Source organism: Achromobacter veterisilvae, assembly GCF_900496975.1.
Classification (GTDB): Bacteria; Pseudomonadota; Gammaproteobacteria; order Burkholderiales; family Burkholderiaceae_B; genus Achromobacter; species Achromobacter veterisilvae.
Genome location: NZ_UFQC01000035.1, coordinates 1 through 19,756, shown reverse-complemented (window position 1 = coordinate 19,756; position 19,756 = coordinate 1). Strand labels below are relative to the sequence as shown.

Here is a 19,756-nt window from a genome sequence, read left to right as displayed (position 1 = left end):
ATCGCCTGTCCCGCGGATGCCGGAGCGGCTAACGCGGCAACACGTCGTTCAGGGTCTGCGCGAAACGGTCGACGATACGGCCGATATCGGCCGGGCTCGCGATGAATGGCGGCGCGAGCAATACGTGGTCGCCCCGCACGCCATCGACGGTTCCGCCCATCGGGTACAGCAACAGGCCGTTGTCTTTCGCCCGCGCCTTGAACTTCGCATGCGTTTTGCGGGCAGGATCCAGCGTGGCCTTGGTGGCGCGGTCCGCGACCAGCTCTACGCCCACGAACAGGCCCCGCCCGCGGATATCGCCAACGTTCGGGTGGTCGCCCAGTGCGGCGCGCAATTCCCCGCGCAGTTGTTCTCCGCGGGCGCGCACATTGTCCAGCAGGCCATCGTCGACGATGGTCTGCTGCACGGCCAGGGCCGCCGCGCAGGCGGTCGCGTGGCCGATATAGGTATGCCCATGCTGAAAGAAGCCGCTGCCGCCCACGATCGCGTCGTAGATGCGGTCCGTGCACAGCGTCGCGCCGATGGGTTGGTAGCCTCCGCCCAGGCCCTTGGCGATCGTGACCAGATCGGGCACCACGCCGTCTTCCTCGCAGGCGAACAAATAGCCGGTGCGGCCCATTCCCGACATGACCTCGTCCAGGATCAGCAGGACGCCGTACTTGTCGCAAACGGCCCGGATCCGCTTGAAATAGTCCGCCACCGGCGGCACGGCGCCGGCCGTCGCCCCCACCACGGTTTCCGCGACGAAGGCCGCGACGGTGTCCGGCCCCAGCTCCAGGATTTTTGCTTCCAGTTCATCCGCCAGACGCTGCGCGTAGGCGCTGTCCGTTTCGCCGTCCAGGCGCTCGCGATACGCAAAACACGGCGACACATGGTGCGCCTGCACCAGCAATGGCAGAAAAGGTTCCCGGCGCCAGGCGTTGCCGCCGATGGCCAGCGCTCCCAGCGTATTGCCGTGGTAGCTCTGCCGGCGCGCGATCATGTGCCGGCGCTGGGGCTGGCCGATTTCCACGAAGTACTGCCGCGCCAGCTTCAACGCGGCCTCGACCGCCTCGGAGCCGCCGGATACGAAGTACACGTGATTCAGGTCGCCCGGCGCGGCGGCGGCAAGCAGATCCGCCAGGTCTTCCGATACCTGTGTCGTGAAAAACGAGGTGTGCGCATAGGCTAGCTGCGCGACCTGGTCCTGGATCGCCTTGATCACGCGGGGATGCCCGTGCCCCAGGCTGGAGACCGCGGCGCCGCCGGAAGCGTCGATATAGCGCTTGCCGTTGCTGTCTATCAGCTCCATGCCCTGGCCGCCCACCGCGGTGGGCAGGTCCATCTTTGGATTGCGATGAAAAACATGCGACATCTTGGGCTCCTGGACCGACAAGGGACGATGGCTGAGATAGGTCTACCGAGTATAGGCAGCCCTGCCGATCAATGCAACAAATGAATCATCATTTTTTAGAAAGAAACATTCGAATCCTAAAGGCCCGAGCGCCCCCGTGCGCACAGGCGCAGGCGCACCGGTACGTCCATAGAAGGATGGTCTCGTTCTAGCCGGAATCAGGCCTGGGAGCCCCCATGCCGTTGCATGGGGACATAGGCGCCCGTCTGGTGCAGTTGATCTTCACTCTGCTCAAGGGCCTTGATGGCGCCCTTGCCCTTCTTTGCCAGCAACTGCTCTACCAACGCCTCTGAAAGCGCGACGGCGGCGGTGATGGAAGGAAAGAACGATGGGCTGTCCACGGGGAAAAGAAGCGTGCAATCGGCACGCAGGGCAATAGGCGCCACCGTGCTGTCGGTCAGGGCCACCACCCGGCAACCCGCCTCATGGGCGGCATCCGCCACGCGCAGGATCTCCATCGAGTACGGCGCGAAGCTCACGACGACGACCGCGTCTTTTTTCGTCAACGAGCGCAGGTCCATCTCGAGCGTGCCGGCCTCCCCCCGGATCAGGTGCACCGATGGACGGAACAGGCGATACACATAGTGGAACGAGAAGGCGACGGGAAAGCACGACCGGAAGCCCGCGACGTAGACATTGGCCGCCGAGCTGATCGCATCGACCGCGACGGAGATGGAATCCCCGTTGTTTCCGCCCGTCGCGTCCAGATTGCGATGCTGCACTTCAAGCATCTCGGAAAGCATCTTCCGCGAACCGCTGACGCGTATGAGTTCCTTGGCGCGCTTTGTGTAGGGCTGCGGGCCGCCGCGCACCGATTCAACGAAGAGTTCGCGCAGGCTCTGCCATCCGTCGAAACCCAGGAACTGCGCCAGGCGCACCAGGGTGGCGGGCTTGACCCCGGCCCCGGCCGCGATCTTGCGCATGGACAAGAGCGGGATCTCGCGCGGATGGTCGAGAAGATAGCGAACGCCGGCCTGAAACTGCGAACTGTAATTGGAAAAGTTCTTTCGCAGATGGGTCAGCAGTTCGTCGAGGCTTTCAGGTGGCGTGGCGGATTCCGTCGTCTGCATGGCTTGGCTGGTGGCACCGTGAGGATTGTTGGACAGCGAGGAAATTGTTGCACACCCAGGCGTCAGCCCGCCGAACCGCTCGCGGGCGGCGCGTTGAACGGATAGGTTGTATCGAGCGGCACCCGCCGATAGGGCAACAGCGTCAGGTCGGCCGGCCCCCAATCCGGGGTGTCGACAATGAGGATGTCCGCCGACACCGGCTCGAAATAGGCGCGGAAATGGGTCTTCGAGCGCAGGACGACATAGTCGAAATCGTCCAGGGACCGGCCAAACTGCGTCAGGCAGTCATCATCCACCGCGGTGCTGGGCAGGGAAGTGAGGGACACCATGGCTTTGCCCGTGTCGATCACCACCGTATTTCCCAGTTCGACGACCCGCCCCGTGAAGTATGGCCCGGTGGCCCGATACGTGACCCTCCCCGCTTGCACGACTTTCCCGGACAGGGTCACCGGGCCGCCCGCGCGCTCGCTGCTGTGGCTGCCCACCTGCAATGTCACCTCCGCGCCGACCCCCGCCTTCATGGCTTCGGCTACGGCGGCCGGATCCCAGAGATACGGCACCGCCACCTTCGGCAATTCCTGGTCCAGCACCGCGCGCAGGACATACGTGGAGTCGTGCATCCGATCCGCATGTTCCAGCAGCACGACCGGGCGATGCCCCGAAGCGACCAGCTCCCTGGCCTTGCCGATGCCGTCCTCGAGGGAATAGATCAATTCGCGGTGACTCAGCGCCTCGCGGCTTTCCAGAATCCGCGCGGAGAAATCCTCCGCGATCGCCAAGGCCCCGGCCTCATCGCGGTCGATCACCACCACGACGGAAAAGCCGCAGTTCGGTACGTCGGCATAGGAGAAGCCGGCGAAGATCGAGATATCCAGGTAGCGGTCGGAATTCTCCGCCTGGCGAATCGACTCCAACACGATGGATTTGAGCGGCTCCAGCCCGGTGGCGCTGAAGATGCTTGGAACCATGACACCGGGCTTGATCAGAACCGTCACCGGATCGATCTCGCCGCGCAATGTCCGGAACAGGCACTCGGCCGCGCGCTTGCCAGTCGCCCCCATATCGGTGTGCGGAGAAAAATGGTATCCGAATACCGCCGAGGCCTGGGCAATCGTGTCGGCGTCCAGATTGGCGTGATAATCGAGCGCGACCATTACAGGCACATCGGGCCCGACGACCGCGCGGACGCGTTCGAGCGTTTCCCGATCCGCGTCCAGCCGCGTCGGCGTGACCATTGCGCCGTGAAGGTCCAGCAGCACGCCGTCCAACCGTCCCGCCTGCTCCAGGCCCTCGATCAGCCTGTCGACGTAATGATCGTAGACCTCGTCGCTTATCGGACCGGCCGCGCCGCCGTTCACCGAGAAGAAAGGCACGATTTCAGCGTTTTCACGCTCGCACACATCGATGATTCCTCCCAGGCCTGTGTTGGAGCCGCGCAAGGTATCGACCAGCCCGGGTGCGGCGATCTCGACTGCCTTGCATTGCGCGAGCGTGGTGAGTTCATCGATGAAGGTCACCGATTCTTGTAGAAAGCCGGCAATGGCGATGCGGTATTGCCGGGCTGCGGTATGCGTGTTCATGCCTTGGATTCCTTAAATGGCGGCTGGTGCCGATCAACGGCCTGCATTGAGATAACGCGCGTAGAGCGCGGGATCCCGGTCTGTCCATATTCCCGTGAACGCCCGGTACCGCGACACCTCTTGCAGGTCGATCTCCACGCGCAGCACGTCTTCCGCGTCGTGCTCCAGCGCGCCGATGACCCGCCCATTGGGAGCGACCGCGCAAGAGCGTCCAAAAAAGCGATGCCCCGCCTGCACTCCCGCGCGATTGCAACTGAGGAAGAACACGCCGTTTTCGGTGGCCCGGGTGTAGGCGCGGTGTATGAACAATCCCTCGTCGGCCACCGGCGCGCCGTCCACGCCCGACGACGCCCAGATGTTGGTGACGACATCGGCGCCCTGCAACGCCAGGATCCGGGTTATCTCCGGAAAGCGGATGTCATAGCAGATCTGCATCCCCAGGCGGCATCCGGGTCCGGACCAGGTTTCGATCTGATCGCCTTTCTTGAAATACAGTTTTTCGTTGTGCCATTGATGGACTTTGAAATAAGCCCCTTCGATGCCCCGCGGCCCGATGAGCACGGACGCATTGCGCATCACGCCCCGCATTTGCGGGTCGCGCAGCCCGAGCCCCAGCACCAGGTAGGCGCGGTGTCTGGCGGCGAGCTCCGACAGGCCTTGTATTTCCTCGCCATGCAGGTCGGCGCACGCTTCCCATAGCGCCAGGCCGAAGTCGGGGACCTTCGCCTCGATGGAGCCCCCCGCCGCGACCGGCTCGACGTATCCCGTGTTCGACAATTCGGGGAAGACGATCAGATCGGCGTCTTTCCCTTCCGCCTCGATCGCGCTCGCCATGCGCCGGAAATTTCCGGCGGGGTCCAGCGCCCGAGGTTCGAACTGCACCAGCGCCGCCCTGATCATATCGATTCTCCCGCGAGGCGCCGGCCGTGCGCGAAGTCCCAATCGCGTCCCGGCGCGGCATTGATCAAATCGCGCGTGTATTGTTCGCGGGGAGTCCGAAAAATCTCCGACGCGGCTCCGTGCTCCACGACCCGGCCCCGCTGCATGACCATGATGTCGTCGCAGATCTGCGCGGCGACCCTCAGATCGTGGGTAATGAACAATAAGGCCAGGTTTCTGCGGCTTTGGATGTCGGCCAGCAGTTCGAGCACCTGGGCTTGAATGGAGACGTCCAGCGCGGAAACGGCCTCGTCGGCGACGATCACGTCGGGATTCATCATCAAGGCGCGGGCGATTGCGATACGCTGCCGCTGGCCGCCCGAGAATTGATGGGGATAGCGATCCAGGCTGTTGCGCGGCAGTCCGACCGTCTCCAACAGTTCGCCTGCCCGCGCGATGGCGCTTTCCCGGGCTTCGCCGGTGTTCAGCGGCCCCTCGATCATGCTTTCGACGATGCGCAAGCGCGGATTGAGCGAACGGTTTGGATCCTGAAACACCATTTGCACCGACATGCGCGCCTTGGCCAGCTCGCGGTTGTGGCGCAGGCGCGCGATGTCCTGCCCATTGACCACGATATGGCCGTCGGAAGGATCCTCCAGGCGCAGCACGCAGCGCGCGACGGTGGATTTTCCCGAACCGCTTTCCCCCACGATGCCCAGCGTCCGCCCGCGCAAAAGCTCGAACTTCACGTCGCGCACGGCATGCACGTCATGCCCTGGCCGGCCCAGCAGCTTCGACAGGGTCGAGCGCATTTCGAAGCGCTTGTGCAGCCCCTTGACTTCAAGCACCGGCTTGCTTTCCGCGGTGTGCCGGGCCGCTCTGGGAGCAAGCGAGGGCACCGCTCGCAGCAGGTCTTTCGTGTAGTCCTTCTGCGGCCGGGACAGCACGTCCTGCACGGGGCCGGATTCTTCCAGGTTTCCGCGGCGCATGACGCAGACCCGATCCGCGATGTCCACCACCACGCCCATATCGTGAGTGATGAAGAGCACGGCGGTGCCCTGCTCCGCTTGCAGTTTCCGGATCAGGCTCAAAATCTGCTTCTGCGTCGTGACGTCCAGCGCCGTGGTCGGTTCATCGGCGATCAGGAGCTTGGGCCGCAGCGCCAGGGCCATGGCGATCATGACTCGCTGGCGCTGGCCCCCGGACAATTGATGGGGGTAGCTTGCATAGAGCCGTTCGGGGTCCGGCAACTGGACGGATGAAAACGCCGCCAGCGCCGCGGCCTTGCGTTCGGCCGGCCGCATCCTGGTGTGCGCGCAATACACCTCGTCCATTTGCAGGCCGATCGGCAGGACCGGGTTGAGCGCGGTCATGGGCTCCTGGAATATCATCGCCATCGTCGAGGCGCGCAGCGCGCGGGTGCGCTTGCCCGAGGCGGTGATGATGTCTTCGCCGTTGAGCAATACGCTTCCGCCCGTGACTTCCAGTTCGTCCTTGGGCAACAGGTCCATGGTGACGAGCGAAGTCACCGACTTTCCTGAACCGCTTTCGCCGACGAGACACACCGTCTCGCCGGGATGGATGTCGAACGAGATACCCTTGAGTATTTCCGTGGGCTTCCTGCCGCAGGTCTGTACCCGCAGATCGCGCACGGACAGGACGGGGGATGAATCGGTGCTCGTCGCCATCATGCGCGGCCCTTCATTTTCGGATCCAGGCGGTCGCGCAAGGCGTCTCCCAGAAGGTTGATCGACAGAATGCACAGCGAGAGCACGACCGCCGGCCAATAGACCAGCCAGGGCTTCATCGAAAAATAGACCCGGCCTTCCGCCATGATGTTGCCCCACGTGGGAATTTCCGAACTGATCCCGACGCCCAGGAAGGACAGCGCCGCCTCGGTCAGGATCGCCGACGCATAGATGTAGGTGCCCTGCACGACCAACGGCGCGATGGTCGAAGGCAGCAGATGGCGGCGTATCAGCCGGAGGTTGGGCGTCCCGAGCAGAATGGCCGCATCGACATAGGTCTCCGCGCGGGCGGCGAGCACGCGCGACCGGACCAGCCGGACCACTTGCGGAATCTCGGGCAGCATGATCGCCACGATCACCGTCGCGATTCCACCTTTGATCAAGGCAACCACCGCGATCGCCAGCAGGATTCCGGGAATGGCCATCAAGCCGTCCATCATCCGCATCAATATCGTGTCCACGGAACGGAACCAGCCGGCCAGCAGCCCCAGCGGAAGCGCGATGGCGATCGAGCCGATCGTGACGCCCGCGCCCACGAGCAGCGACACCTGGGCGCCGTAGACCACCCGCGAGTACAGGTCCCGTCCGAACGCGTCCGTGCCCAGCCACCAGATATCCGACGCGGGCTTCAGCCGCTGGGCCGGGTTGATCTTGGTCGGCTCGAAGTTCGCCAGCCAGGGCGCGGAAAACGCCATGATCACCACCAGCACCAGAACGATCAGCGCCAGCACCGTGGTCCAATGGGGCGGATTTTCCAGCAGCCGGTGTTTGATTCCCCCACGCGAGGGGGCCATGGTTGCAAGCGCGCTCATTGGTATCGGATCCTTGGATCGGTCATCGCGTAAGACAAGTCGACCAACAGATTGATGACGACATACGTCCCGGCGGTTAATAGGATGATCGCCTGGATCAGCGGGTAGTCGCGGGCCAGCACGGCGTCGACGACCAATCTTCCCAGTCCAGGAACATTGAATACGGTCTCGGTCACCACCACGCCGGAAACCATCATGGCGAATCCGGTTCCAATCACGGTCAGGATCGGGATGGCCGCGTTGCGCAATGCATGCCGGAACAAAACCGTGTATTCGGCCAGGCCCTTTGCGCGCGCGGTCCGCACGTAGTCCTCGCGCAGGACTTCGAGCATCGAGGCGCGGGTCATGCGGGCCACCAGCGCGATATAGATCGACGCCAGCGCCAGCCCGGGAAGGACGACACGGTGCGCGAACTGCCCGAAGCCCGCGGAAATCGGGCGATAGCCCTGCACGGGAAACCAGTTCATCCGGACGGCGAAGGTGCCGATCAGGATGTAGCCGATCACGAAGATCGGCACCGAAAAGCACACGACCGAGAACACCATCACCGCCCGGTCGACGAGCTTTCCGTGCTGCCATGCGGCCAGCACGCCCAGGGGAACGGAAATCAGCACGGTCAGTGCGATCGCCACCAGCGCCAAGGCGAGCGTGGGCTCCAGCCGCTGGCCGATCATTTCAATGACCGGCCGGTCCGAGATCAGCGAGGTGCCGAAGTCGCCGCTCAGGACGCTGGAAATCCAATGAATGAATTGCCGGGGCAGCGGCTCGTTCAATCCGAGATGCTCCCTGATCGCGGCGATCTGATCCGGCGTCGCCTGATCGCCCAGAATCATCTGCGCCGGATCCCCGGGGGCCAGGCGCAACAGCAGGAAGACGAATACGGCCACGAAAAGCATGACTGGCACAGAGGCCAGCACGCGCCGCAGGAAAAAGGAAATCATGATTTACTCCATCGGCCCATCCGCAGAGGCGCCGCGGCAAGCGGCGCCTCTTGCCGGGATTACTTGCGGATGTTCCAGAACAGGCTCAACGGCCCTTCATTGGTGCCCTGCACGTTGCTGCGCCAGGCGCTCACCGACCGGTATTCGCCGCCGTTGAAGTAGAACCCTTCATCCCAGGCGATCTGCTGGATTTCCTCGGCGATCTTTTTCTGGCTGTCGAGATCCAATGCCACCAGGTACTTTGCCCGCAGTTCCTCCACGCGCGGACTGACGCGCCAGCCCGCCCAGACTTTGTCCTTGCCGGAACCGTCAATCAGCGGATTGACCAGCGGATTCCAGATGCCGGAGACGCCCCACGCCGTGAAGAACATGTTCCAGCCGCCCTCCGCCACGGGCGCCCAGGAGTCCTTGCGCGCCTGCAACGCGCCCCAGTCCATCGGGACCACATTGACCTTGAAGCCGGCCTCGCGCAGCCGCTCGGCCGCCACGATCGCCTGAGTGCTCAGGATGGCAAAGTCGCTGGGCTGCATGATCATGACGGGCGTGCCGTCATAGCCGGACTCTTTCAAGGCGGCCTTCGCCTTGGCCATCCGTTCTTCCGGAGTGCCCGCCAGGTACTCGGCCCCGGCCTGGGAAGCCATCGGGACGGAGCACCCGTAAACGGACGGGCATGTCTGGTAGTAGTTGGCGTCGCCGATGGCGGTCTGCAGGAATTGCTTCTGGTCGAGCGCCAGGATGGCCGCGCGCCTTACCTTGGGATTGTTGAACGGGGGCAGGCGATGGTTGAACTGTCCCGTGAGCTGCGACCCCAGCGTCACCAGGGTGCCGACCTTTACGTCGGGATTGCCTTCAAGCAGAGGCAGCAGGTCGACGGTCACCTGCTCCACAAAGTCGACGTCCCCGGCCTGCAGGGCGTTGAGCGTGGTCTGCATGTCGGGCATGCTCTTCATGACCACTTTGTCGACGTTCACCACCTTGCCGCCGGCCGTCCAGCTCGATGGCTCCGCGCGGGGCACGTAAGCGGTGTTCTTCGCATAGACGGCCTGGTCCCCGGCGCGGAACTGCTTGGGCAGGAACTTGAAGGGGCCCGAGCCGATCATTTCGGGTATCTGCTGCCCGGCCGGCGTTTCCGCCAGGCGTTTAGGCATCATGAATGCCGGGACGGGGGACGGCTTCGCCAGCAATTCCAGCACGTGCCCGAATGGCTTCGCCAGGGTGATGACCAATTCCCTGGCGGAAGTCGCCTCGATCGAGGCGACGTGCTCCATCATCACCCGGCCGGCGCCGTCGTTCGCTCCCCACCGCTTCAGCGACGCCACGCAGTCCTCGGCGGTGACCGGGGTGCCGTCGTGCCACGACAGGCCGTCGCGCAGCTTCAGCGTATAGACCATCCGATCGTCGGAAACGGTGTAGTCCGCCATTTGGGGCTGGGGATGAAACTTGGCGTCCATGCCAAGCAAGGTGTCGAACACCATGAAACCGTGCGTGCGCACGATCTGCGCCGTGCTGAGGATCGGATCGAGCACGCGCAGGGGAGCGGGGGGAACGACGGTCAACACTGTCTCGGCCACCGACGCGGTGACGTACAGCGATCCGGCAAGCATTGCCAATGCGCCTAAACGGCCAATACTAAGAGGCTTCACCAATCTCTCCTGTCGTGCTCAAAATGACTGTCTGGAGACGGCCCGAGGGCCGTCGGGTGGCTTGGCGCGGCGCCCGCCATCGTGCCGGCCTGCAACGGTCCACTACCAAACAAATGTTTCGTATGTACCTAGAAAAAATACAGTTGTATCACTGTGGGGCACACTAGAACATGCGGGCGCGGCAAGACGCCATCCAGACAAACCCTTGGAACGTGTACCGGCGCGCGGTGCTAGCGGGGCTGCGCCGCCAGGTAATCCTTCAGCGCCTGCACCAGCGCCGCCGCCGCGGGCGACAGGCTGCGGTTGCGCGAGGTGACCAGGCCGATCGAGCGTTCGGCCACCGGACCGGTCAGCGGACGCTGCACGATGCCGTTCTGCGCCACGGCGCCGGCGGCGATTTCGGGCAGCGCGGCGACGCCGAACCCGCATTCGACCATGGCGACGATGGTGGTCAGGTGTTCGGCCTCGAACGCGGGCGAGAAGCGGATGCGGTTCTGCAGGAAAGCCCATTCGGTGTACTGGCGCACGCTGCTGGGCTGCACCATGGACACGTGCGCGGCGTCGGCCGTGTCCGCCCAGCGCAGCGGCCCGCGGACGCGGGCCAGGGGATGGGCCTCGGGGATCAGCAGCAGGAAGCTGTCGGACATCAGCGGCACGTAATGCAGGTCCGCGTGCTGGGGGTCGGCGGCCGTCAGCGCGAAGTCCACCTCGCCCGCGCGCACTAGGTCGAAGGCCGGCCCCGACAAGGTGTCGCGCACCTTCAGGGCCACCAGGGGATGGGCCTGGCGATAGGCCATGAGCACGCGCGGCAGCAGCCGCGCGGCCACCGACGGCAAGGCCGCGACCGAGACCTGCCCCTGTTCCGCGTTGACGATGCCGCTGACGGCGGCGACGGCGTCGCGGAACGCCACCTGCAGGCTCGCGGCCTGCTGCATGAAGACCTCTCCCGCCGCGGTCAGGCGGACGGTGCGCGTGGTGCGGTCGAAGAGGCGCACGCCCAGGCCGTCCTCGATGCGCTGTATCTGGGTGGACAGGGCCGATTGCGACAGGTGCAGTTGCGCCGCCGCCTGGCGGAAGTTCAGCGTGCGCCCCAGCACCAGCGTGGTGTCGATATCGCGCATCGAAAGATTGATCTGCATGGGGCGTGCCGTTTTCATTGATCTGATTTAAAGATCATTCTATCCAAAAAATCTGATTCATCAATCAAACCGGCTTCTCTACACTCGGCCCCAGCGTAGTTTTCAGACAAGGAGCAAACCATGCAGACGGACGCGAAAGCGCTGCCCAATCCGGGCGCGGCGCACGCGGTGGTGGTGGGCGGCGGCACGATGGGCGCCGACGTCGCCGTGGTCTTGACCCGCGCGTCCTGCCGGACGACGGTGATCGAGCCGGACGCCGGGCGCGCGGCGGGCCTGCCCGCCCGGGTCGCCGGGAACCTGGACACCATCGGCCGCAAGGACAACGCGGCCCTGCTGGCCACGGCGCCGGACCTGGACGCGGTGGACTGGTCCGGCGTGGACCTGGTCATCGAGTGCGTTCCCGAGCGCCTGGACATCAAGCAGGCGCTGTTCGCGGACCTGGAACGGCGCGCCCGGCCGGACGCCATCCTCGCCAGCAACAGCTCCAGCTTCCCGATCAGCGCCATCGGCCAGGGCCTGGCCACGCGCGGCCGCATGCTGGGCCTGCATTTCTTCATGCCGGCGCACCTGGTGCCGCTGGTCGAAGTGGTGCTGGGCGAAGCCAGCGACTCCGCCTGCGCCGACACGCTCATCGCCTTCATGCGGCGCTGCGGCAGCGTGCCGGTGAAGGTGGGCCAGGACCTGCCCGGCTTTCTCGCCAACCGATTGCAGCACGCGCTGTCGCGCGAAGCCTTCGACCTCATCGACCGCGGCATCGCGTCGCCGGAGGACGTGGACGCGGCCGTGCGCTTCGGTTTCGGCTTCCGATTCCTGGCGGCCGGCCCCGTGATGCAGCGCGACCACGCGGGCATCGACGTGCACGCCGCCGCCGGCGCGACCATGTACCCCACCTTCTGCAATTCCGACCGGCCGGCGCGCTGCCTGACCGAGCGCGCGCAGGACGGCCGGCACGGCATGAAGGTCGGCGAAGGCTTCTACGCCTGGACGCCCGAGGCCATCGCGGCCGAGCGCGAGCGCTATGACCGGCTGCTGCGCGCCGGGCTGGACCTGATCGCGCCGGAACTGCCGGAGATCCAGCCATGAACCCGCCGGGCCACCCCAACCACGAAGGTAGTCCCGTGAGTACCGCCCCCCTCGCCCGCGCCGCGCTGGCCGACTCCCCCGTCGTCATCACCGTGGCGCCCAACGGCGCCTATAAACAGGCCGCCGACCATCCGGCCGTGCCGCTGACCGCGGCCGCCCTGGCGCGCGAGGCCCGCGCCTGCCTGGACGCGGGCGCCGCCATGATGCACATGCACGTGCGCAAGCCCGACGGCAGCCACCTGCTGGACGCGCAGGCCTACCGCGACGCGCTGGCCGCCGTGCGCGGCGCCGTGGGCGATGAATTGCTGGTGCAGGTGACCAGCGAGGCCGCCGGCGTCTACCAGGCGGCCGAGCAGATCGCCCTGGTGCGCGAGCTGCGGCCCGAGGCCGTCTCCATCGGGCTGCGCGAGATCGCCGTGCCGGACATTCCTGAAGCCGAACTGGCTGCCTTCCTGGCCTGGCTGGCCGAGCGCCGCATCATGACGCAGATCATCCTGTACGACGAAGGCGACGTGCGCCGCTGGCAGGCGCTGCGGCAGCGCGGGCTGGTGCCGCCCGGCGCGTGGTCGGTGCTGTTCGTGCTGGGCCGCTACAGCGCGGGCCAGACCTCGTCGGCCTACGACCTGCTGCCCTTCCTGGCCGCGTATGACCACTCCCTGCCCTGGGCCGTCTGCGCCTTCGGCCCCGAGGAAAACGCCTGCGTCGCGACGGCCGCGGCGTTCGGCGGCCACATGCGCGTCGGTTTCGAGAACAACCTGAAGCTGCGCGACGGCAGCCTCGCGCCCGGCAATGCGGCGCTGGTGCGGCAGGCGGCGCAAGGCGCGCAGGCCTTGGGACGGCCGCTGGCCACGGCGGCCGACGCCCGCCAAATCTACGGCGCGATCGGCTAGCGCGCCGCCCGCGGAAACCCTGCGGCGGCCGGCGGATTTTCCGTCCGGCCGCCGGTCATTCCGGCATCGTTATGTACTTGAATATATAGCGAAATATCCCGTATTTACGCCGTGCCGCAACATTGACGCCGATCAAACCCATCTGCTAAAAACTTCGACATCCGCACGTTAACGCAATGCCCCAACGTCGTAGCGAGGTGGTGTGTGCAAAACGAGTCTGATGGCTACACCAAGCCGCAGGAACTTCGGAGTTTCCTGTTCCTGACGGCAGTCATGGCCCCCGTCCTGTCGGTCATCATCGTGGCGGGCTACGGCTTCATCGTCTGGTTCTATCAGCTTTTCGCCGGCCCCCCGGGTAGCTGATACGAAGCGACGGAACCCCTTCCATGTCCGCCCTTCCCCATTCCGCGCCTTCCGTGGCGCCGCCAGAGCTGCATATCGCCAGCATGGTGGTGCACGCCACGCCGCGCCGCCTGCCCGACGTCCGCCAGGCGATCCTCGCGATCGCCGGAGCGGAAATCCATGGCGCTTCCGATACCGGGAAACTGGTGGTCACGCTGGAAGCCCCCTCCACCGACGACATGATGGCCCGGATCTCGGAGATCCAGCGCCTGGATGGCGTGCTGGCTTCGGCGCTGGTCTACCAGCACGCCGACACGCTGGAAGCGATGAACGAGGAGATTGACGATGGCAATGGCTCGTAGAGACTTCATCAAGCAATCCGCCGCCGCGGCGGCCGCCACCGTGGCCGGCATTCCCATCGTCGGCTACACGCAGAACATCGTCACCGAATCCGAGGCCGCCAAGCTGAAGTGGTCCAAGGCGCCCTGTAGGTTCTGCGGGACCGGCTGCGGCGTGAACGTCGCGGTGAAGGACAACCAGGTCGTGGCCACGCACGGCGATTTCAACGCCGAGGTGAACAAGGGGCTGAACTGCGTCAAGGGCTATTTCCTGTCCAAGATCATGTACGGCAACGACCGGCTGACCCAGCCGCTTTTGCGCATGAAGGACGGCAAGTACGCCAAGGACGGCGAGTTCGCGCCGGTGTCCTGGGACCAGGCCTTCGACGTCATGGCCGAGCAGTTCAAGCGGGTGCTCAAGGACAAGGGCCCGGAAGCCGTGGGCATGTTCGGCTCGGGGCAATGGACGGTCTGGGAAGGCTACGCCGCGCTCAAGCTGATGAAGGCAGGCTTCCGGTCCAACAACCTGGACCCGAACGCGCGGCACTGTATGGCCTCGGCCGCGGTGGGCTTCATGCGCACCTTCGGCGCCGACGAACCCATGGGCTGTTATGACGACATCGAGAACGCCGACGCCTTCGTGCTGTGGGGCTCGAACATGGCGGAGATGCACCCCATCCTCTGGACCCGCGTCACCGACCGCCGCCTGTCCGCGCCCAAGACCAAGGTGGCCGTGCTCTCCACGTTCGAGCACCGCTCGTACGAGCTGGCCGACCTGACCCTGACCTTCACCCCGCAGACCGACCTGGCGATCCTGAACTACATCGCCAACCACATCATCCAGACCAAGCGCGTGAACCGCGACTTCGTGGACAAGCACACGGTGTTCCACGAAGGCAACGCGGACATCGGCTACGGGCTGCGCCCCGACCATCCCTTGCAGAAGGCCGCCAAGAACGCCGACAAGGCCGGCGGCTCGCGTCCCATCACCTACGACGAGTTCGCCAAGTTCGTCTCCAAGTACGACCTGGACTACACGTCCAAACTGAGCGGCGTGCCCAAGAAGCAGTTGCAGGACCTGGCCGAGCTTTACGCCGATCCGAAGGTGCGCGTCACGTCCTTCTGGACCATGGGCTTCAACCAGCACACGCGCGGCGTGTGGGCCAACAACATGGTCTACAACATCCACCTGCTGACGGGCAAGATCTCCACGCCGGGCAACAGCCCGTTCTCGCTGACGGGCCAGCCCTCGGCCTGTGGCACCGCCCGCGAAGTGGGCACGTTCTCGCACCGGCTGCCGGCCGACCTGGTGGTGACCAATCCCAAGCACCGCGCCCACGCCGAAGAACTGTGGCAGTTGCCCGACGGCACCATCCCCGGCAAGGTGGGCGCGCACGCCGTGCTGCAGAACCGCATGCTCAAGGACGGCCAGATCAACGCCTACTGGGTGATGGTCAACAACAATATGCAGGCCGCCGCCAACCTGATGAACGAAGGCCTGCCCGGCTACCGCAACCCCGAGAACTTCATCGTGGTGTCGGACGCCTATCCCACGGTCACGACCATCTCCGCCGACCTGATCCTGCCGGCGGCGATGTGGGTCGAAAAGGAAGGCGCCTACGGCAACGCGGAACGCCGCACCCAGTTCTGGCACCAACTGGTCGACGCGCCCGGCCAGGCCCGCTCCGACCTGTGGCAATTGATGGAATTCTCCAAGCGCTTCAAGGTCGAGGAAGTCTGGCCCGCCGACCTGCTGGCCAAGAAGCCCGAGTATCGCGACAAGACGCTGTTCGACGTGCTGTTCGCCAACGGCAAGGTCAACCGGTATCCGAACACCGAGCGCGACAAGGACTACGCCAACCAGGAATCCGACGCCTTCGGCTTTTATGCGCAGAAGGGGTTGTTCGAGGAATACGCCGAATTCGGCCGCGGCCACGGCCACGACCTGGCGCCCTTCGATACGTACCACGAGGTCCGCGGCCTGCGCTGGCCGGTGGTCAAGGGCAAGGAAACGCTGTGGCGCTACCGCGAGGGCAGCGACCCCTATGTGAAGCCGGGCACCGGCTTCGAGTTCTACGGCAACCCGGACGGCCGCGCCATCATCTACGCCCTGCCCTACGAGCCGCCCGCCGAATCGCCGGACAAGGAATATCCGTTCTGGCTGTCGACCGGGCGCGTGCTGGAGCACTGGCACTCCGGCTCCATGACGCGGCGCGTGCCGGAGCTGTACAAGGCCTTCCCCAACGCGGTCTGTTTCATGCATCCGGACGACGCGCAGGAAATGGGCCTGCGGCGCGGCGTCGAGGTCGAAATCGTGTCGCGGCGCGGCAAGATGCGCACGCGCCTGGAAACGCGCGGACGCGACAAGCCGCCGCGCGGCCTGGTCTTCGTGCCCTGGTTCGACGCCGGCCAGTTGATCAACAAGGTCACGCTGGACGCCACCGACCCCATCTCGTTCCAGACCGACTTCAAGAAGTGCGCGGTCAAGATCGTCAAGGTCTGAAAGGCGAACCGGAGACAGCCATGAACCTACGCGCCCTCACCTTCGCCTTGTGTGCCGTCCTCGGTTCCGCCGCGTGGGCGGCGCCGCCGCTGGAAGTGGAAGACCCGATGCGCGGCCCCACGCCCGTGGCCGAGGAGACCGATCCGCCGCTCATCAGCCCGGTCGAAAACAAGGACATCAAGCGGATGCGCACGTATTCGATGCAGCCGCCCACCATCCCGCACAAGATCGACGGCTACCAGATCGACAAGAACTTCAACCGCTGCCTGGCCTGTCATGCGCGGGTCAACACCGAGGAAACCCAGGCGCCGCCGCTTAGCGTGACCCACTACATGGACCGCGACAGCAACGTGCTGGCGGAGGTATCGCCGCGCCGCTACTTCTGCGTGCAGTGCCACGTGCCCCAGGCCGAGGCCAAGCCGCTGGTGACCAACACCTACCAGGACATCGACGTGATCCTCAAGCGCCTGACCGCTCCGGCGTCCGACAAGAAGTAAGGCACCGGAGGCAGCCATGGTCGAACTCATCAAGCGCTACTGGAACATCATCCGCCGGCCCAGCGTGCACTTCAGCCTGGGCTTCCTGACGGTGGGCGGGTTCATCGGCGGCATCCTGTTCTGGGGCGCCTTCAACACCGCCATGGAGCTCACCAATACCGAGAAGTTCTGCACGGGCTGCCACGAGATGCGCGACAACGTGTACGCCGAACTGAAGGGCACCATCCACTTCACCAACCGCTCGGGCGTGCGGGCGCTGTGCTCGGACTGCCACGTGCCGCACAACTGGACCGACAAGATCGCCCGCAAGATGCAGGCGTCCAAGGAAGTGTGGGGCAAGATCTTCGGCACCATCGACACGCGCGAAAAATTCGTGGACAAGCGCCTGGAACTGGCCCGGCACGAATGGGCCCGTTTCAAGGCCAACGATTCGCTGGAATGCCGCAACTGCCACAACTACGACTACATGGACTTCACGCGCCAGAGCGTGCGCGCGCAGAACATGCATTCCACCTACCTGGCCGACAAGAGCAAGACCTGCATCGACTGCCACAAGGGCATCGCCCACAAGCTGCCCAACATACCGCCCGGCCAGACCTCGCTGGCGCCGGAACCGGCGGGGACCGGCAAAGAGGCCGCGCATGCGTCCCGCTGACGCGCCGCCGCCCGTCCTGTCCGCGCGCGGCCTCGTCAGCCGCCGCGGCGGCCAGCCGGCGCCGGTGGATTTCGAACTGCACGCCGGGCAACTGCTGCACGTGCGCGGCGCCAACGGCAGCGGCAAGACCAGCCTGCTGCGCATGCTGGCCGGCCTGCTGCGGCCGCTGTCGGGCAGCGTGCTCTGGCACGGCGCGGACGCACGCCGCAACCCCTCGGAATACTTCGCCCGCATGGCGTTCCTGGCGCACGGCAACGGCCTGTGCGGCGAACTGAGCGCCGCCGAGAACCTGCGCTGCGCCCTGCACGTGGCCGGCACGCCCCAGCCGCAAACGCGCATCGCGGCAACGCTGCGCGACTGGCGCCTGGACCGCTGCGCCGATGTCCCGGCCCTGCGCCTGTCCCAGGGACAGAGCCGGCGGCTGGCGCTCGCGGCGGTCGTGCTGGGCGGCAAGCCCCTGTGGCTGCTGGACGAGCCCGACGCCGGGCTGGACGCCGTGAGCCTGGAGCAACTGCGCGCGGCGCTGGACGCCCACCTGGGCGCCGGCGGCGCCGCCGTGTTGGCGTCGCACCGCGTGCCGGGCACGGCCGCCGCCCACACCCAAACCCTGGACATGGATGACTACGCGGATGCTGGCTACGCTGTCGCAGTTGGCGTTGCGTGAAATCCGGCTGGCCTGGAGACGGCCGGCGGACACGCTGGGCGCCACCCTGTTCTTTGTCGTGGCGGGCACGATGTTCCCGCTGGCGGTCGGGCCCGACCCGGCGCTGCTCGCCGCGATCGGGCCGGGCGTGCTGTGGGTCTGCGCCCTGCTGGGCGTCCTGCTGACCTTGAACCGCCCGTTCGCGCAGGACTACGACAACGGCGCGCTGGAGCAACTGCTGGTGTCGCCGCACCCGCTGCCGCTGCTGGTGGGCGCCAAGCTGGCGGCGCACTGGTTCAGTAGCTGCCTGCCGCTGATCCTGGCCAGCCCGGTGCTGGCGCTGCAATTCGGCCTGTCGCCGCAAGCCATCGGCATCCTCGCGCTGTCGCTGCTGCTGGGCACCCCCACGCTGGCGCTGGTGGGCGGGCTGGGCGCGGCGCTGACGCTGGGGCTGCGCGGCGGCGCCCTGCTGCCGCTGCTGGTGCTGCCCCTGTACGTGCCGGTCCTGATCTTCGGCGCGGGCGCGGTATCGGCCGCGCACGCGGGCATGGGCGCCGGGCCGCAACTGTCGCTACTGGGCGCGTGCCTGTGCCTGGCCATCCTGCTGTGCCCCTGGAGCGCCTCGGCGGCGCTGCGCGTGGCGCTGGACTGAGGACGCCATGCACAAGCACCCCACCCTGGACTCCATCGCGCCCGCGGCTTCCGCGGCCGGCGGCGGCTGGCTGCGCTATGCCTCGCCCGCGCTGTTCTACCCCCTGGCCGGCCGGCTGATCCCGTGGCTGGCGCTGGCCGCCGCGCTGCTGGCCTGCGCGGGGCTGTACGTGGGGCTGGCCGTGGCGCCCACCGACAGCCAGCAGGGCGAGGTCTACCGCATTCTCTTCATCCACGTGGCGGCGGCCTGGATGTCGATGTTCCTGTACCTGGTCATGGCCCTGTATGCCGCGCTGGGGCTGGTCTTCCACACCCGCCTGTCGTTCATGATGATGCGGGCGCTGGCGCCCACCGGCGCGCTGTTCACGTTCCTGACGCTGTGGACCGGCGCGCTGTGGGGCAAGCCGACCTGGGGCGCGTGGTGGGTCTGGGACGCGCGGCTGACTTCGGAACTGATCCTGCTCTTCCTGTATCTGGGCTTCATGGCCTTGCAGGCCGCCACGGAAGATACGCAGCGGGCCGACCGCGGCGGCGCCATCCTGCTGCTGGCCGGCGTGATCAACGTGCCCATCATCTATTTCTCGGTGCGCTGGTGGAACACCCTGCACCAGGGCGCCTCCATCAACCTCACCGCCGCGCCCAGCATGGCGAACATCATGGTGGCGGCGATGCTGCTGATGGTGGCGGCGTTCTGGCTCTACAGCGCGGCGGCGGCGCTGGCGCGGGTGCGCGACATCATCGCCGAGCGCGAGCCGGGCGCCGCGCGCGCGCGAACCCCGCGGGAGGCGCGATGAGCTGGGATGCGCTGTTCTCGATGCAGGGCCACGGTCCCTACCTGCTGGGCGCCTACGGGGTGACGCTGGCGCTGATCGGGCTGGAGTCCTTCGTACTGTGGCGGCGCGCCCGCGCCCGGCGGGCGGCGCAGGACCCGCGGCCCGGCGACGGCGCC

The 19,756-nt window shown here is 66.1% G+C and carries 20 protein-coding genes; 11 read left to right on the top strand and 9 right to left on the bottom strand.

Going from position 1 to position 19,756, the window contains the following annotated elements; genetic code table 11:
• Nucleotides 1-28: 28 nt before the first annotated feature.
• From AVE30378_RS25115 to AVE30378_RS25075, 9 genes are all read right to left on the bottom strand, one after another.
• Nucleotides 29-1,354: an aspartate aminotransferase family protein gene (locus tag AVE30378_RS25115; protein ID WP_129244717.1), complete on the bottom strand. Its 1,326-nt coding sequence runs from the start codon at nucleotides 1,352-1,354 to the stop codon at nucleotides 29-31.
• Between the two features lie 197 nt (nucleotides 1,355-1,551).
• On the bottom strand, nucleotides 1,552-2,463 hold the full coding sequence (locus tag AVE30378_RS25110; protein WP_129244715.1) for a MurR/RpiR family transcriptional regulator: 912 nt from the start codon (nucleotides 2,461-2,463) through the stop codon (nucleotides 1,552-1,554).
• A 62-nt stretch (nucleotides 2,464-2,525) separates the two neighbouring features.
• Complete coding sequence (locus AVE30378_RS25105; RefSeq protein WP_129244713.1) at nucleotides 2,526-4,043, bottom strand: M81 family metallopeptidase; 1,518 nt, start codon at nucleotides 4,041-4,043, stop codon at nucleotides 2,526-2,528.
• Between the two features lie 33 nt (nucleotides 4,044-4,076).
• Nucleotides 4,077-4,943 (bottom strand): carbon-nitrogen hydrolase family protein, encoded by an 867-nt coding sequence (locus tag AVE30378_RS25100; protein WP_129244711.1) that lies wholly within the window; start codon nucleotides 4,941-4,943, stop codon nucleotides 4,077-4,079.
• A complete protein-coding gene (locus tag AVE30378_RS25095) occupies nucleotides 4,940-6,610 on the bottom strand; it encodes a dipeptide ABC transporter ATP-binding protein (protein ID WP_425265793.1) in 1,671 nt (556 codons plus the stop codon). Before AVE30378_RS25095 ends, AVE30378_RS25100 begins: the two co-directional genes overlap by 4 nt.
• Nucleotides 6,610-7,482: an ABC transporter permease gene (locus AVE30378_RS25090; protein WP_129244707.1), complete on the bottom strand. Its 873-nt coding sequence runs from the start codon at nucleotides 7,480-7,482 to the stop codon at nucleotides 6,610-6,612. The genes AVE30378_RS25095 and AVE30378_RS25090 overlap by 1 nt, the downstream gene beginning before the upstream one ends.
• Nucleotides 7,479-8,423 (bottom strand): ABC transporter permease, encoded by a 945-nt coding sequence (locus AVE30378_RS25085; RefSeq protein ID WP_129244705.1) that lies wholly within the window; start codon nucleotides 8,421-8,423, stop codon nucleotides 7,479-7,481. The genes AVE30378_RS25090 and AVE30378_RS25085 overlap by 4 nt, the downstream gene beginning before the upstream one ends.
• A gap of 59 nt (nucleotides 8,424-8,482) precedes the next feature.
• Nucleotides 8,483-10,027 carry an ABC transporter substrate-binding protein gene (locus AVE30378_RS25080; protein ID WP_129244703.1) on the bottom strand — a complete coding sequence of 515 codons (1,545 nt, stop codon included), beginning with the start codon at nucleotides 10,025-10,027 and terminating at the stop codon, nucleotides 8,483-8,485.
• Between the two features lie 269 nt (nucleotides 10,028-10,296).
• Nucleotides 10,297-11,205, bottom strand: a complete 909-nt coding sequence (locus tag AVE30378_RS25075) for a LysR family transcriptional regulator (RefSeq protein ID WP_129244701.1) — start codon at nucleotides 11,203-11,205, stop codon at nucleotides 10,297-10,299.
• Between the two features lie 120 nt (nucleotides 11,206-11,325).
• Here AVE30378_RS25075 and AVE30378_RS25070 point away from each other — a divergent pair, with 120 nt between their 5' ends.
• From AVE30378_RS25070 to ccmD, 11 genes are all read left to right on the top strand, one after another.
• Entirely contained in the window at nucleotides 11,326-12,288 is a 963-nt protein-coding gene (locus AVE30378_RS25070) for a 3-hydroxyacyl-CoA dehydrogenase family protein (protein ID WP_129244699.1), read from the top strand.
• A 35-nt stretch (nucleotides 12,289-12,323) separates the two neighbouring features.
• Entirely contained in the window at nucleotides 12,324-13,178 is an 855-nt protein-coding gene (locus tag AVE30378_RS25065; protein WP_244235141.1) for a beta-keto acid cleavage family enzyme, read from the top strand.
• A 204-nt stretch (nucleotides 13,179-13,382) separates the two neighbouring features.
• Nucleotides 13,383-13,541 carry a periplasmic nitrate reductase, NapE protein gene (gene napE / locus AVE30378_RS25060; RefSeq protein ID WP_129244695.1) on the top strand — a complete coding sequence of 53 codons (159 nt, stop codon included), beginning with the start codon at nucleotides 13,383-13,385 and terminating at the stop codon, nucleotides 13,539-13,541.
• 23 nt (nucleotides 13,542-13,564) lie between these two features.
• The gene (locus AVE30378_RS25055; protein ID WP_129244693.1) at nucleotides 13,565-13,882 is read left to right on the top strand and encodes a chaperone NapD; all 318 of its coding nucleotides are present in this window, start codon (nucleotides 13,565-13,567) and stop codon (nucleotides 13,880-13,882) included.
• Nucleotides 13,866-16,361, top strand: coding sequence for a periplasmic nitrate reductase subunit alpha (gene napA, locus AVE30378_RS25050; protein WP_129244691.1), 2,496 nt, complete (start codon nucleotides 13,866-13,868; stop codon nucleotides 16,359-16,361). The genes AVE30378_RS25055 and napA overlap by 17 nt, the downstream gene beginning before the upstream one ends.
• A 20-nt stretch (nucleotides 16,362-16,381) precedes the next feature.
• Nucleotides 16,382-16,858 carry a nitrate reductase cytochrome c-type subunit gene (locus tag AVE30378_RS25045; protein WP_129244689.1) on the top strand — a complete coding sequence of 159 codons (477 nt, stop codon included), beginning with the start codon at nucleotides 16,382-16,384 and terminating at the stop codon, nucleotides 16,856-16,858.
• 16 nt (nucleotides 16,859-16,874) lie between these two features.
• Nucleotides 16,875-17,513, top strand: a complete 639-nt coding sequence (locus tag AVE30378_RS25040; RefSeq protein ID WP_129244687.1) for a cytochrome c3 family protein — start codon at nucleotides 16,875-16,877, stop codon at nucleotides 17,511-17,513.
• Nucleotides 17,500-18,177, top strand: a complete 678-nt coding sequence (gene ccmA, locus AVE30378_RS25035) for a heme ABC exporter ATP-binding protein CcmA (RefSeq protein WP_129244685.1) — start codon at nucleotides 17,500-17,502, stop codon at nucleotides 18,175-18,177. Before AVE30378_RS25040 ends, ccmA begins: the two co-directional genes overlap by 14 nt.
• Nucleotides 18,143-18,808, top strand: coding sequence for a heme exporter protein CcmB (ccmB, locus tag AVE30378_RS25030; protein ID WP_129244683.1), 666 nt, complete (start codon nucleotides 18,143-18,145; stop codon nucleotides 18,806-18,808). Before ccmA ends, ccmB begins: the two co-directional genes overlap by 35 nt.
• Nucleotides 18,809-18,815: 7 nt before the next feature.
• The gene (gene ccmC / locus AVE30378_RS25025; protein ID WP_129244681.1) at nucleotides 18,816-19,601 is read left to right on the top strand and encodes a heme ABC transporter permease CcmC; all 786 of its coding nucleotides are present in this window, start codon (nucleotides 18,816-18,818) and stop codon (nucleotides 19,599-19,601) included.
• The coding region (gene ccmD, locus AVE30378_RS25020; protein ID WP_129244679.1) for a heme exporter protein CcmD at nucleotides 19,598-19,756 on the top strand (159 nt) is incomplete at its 3' end. The genes ccmC and ccmD, both read left to right, overlap by 4 nt.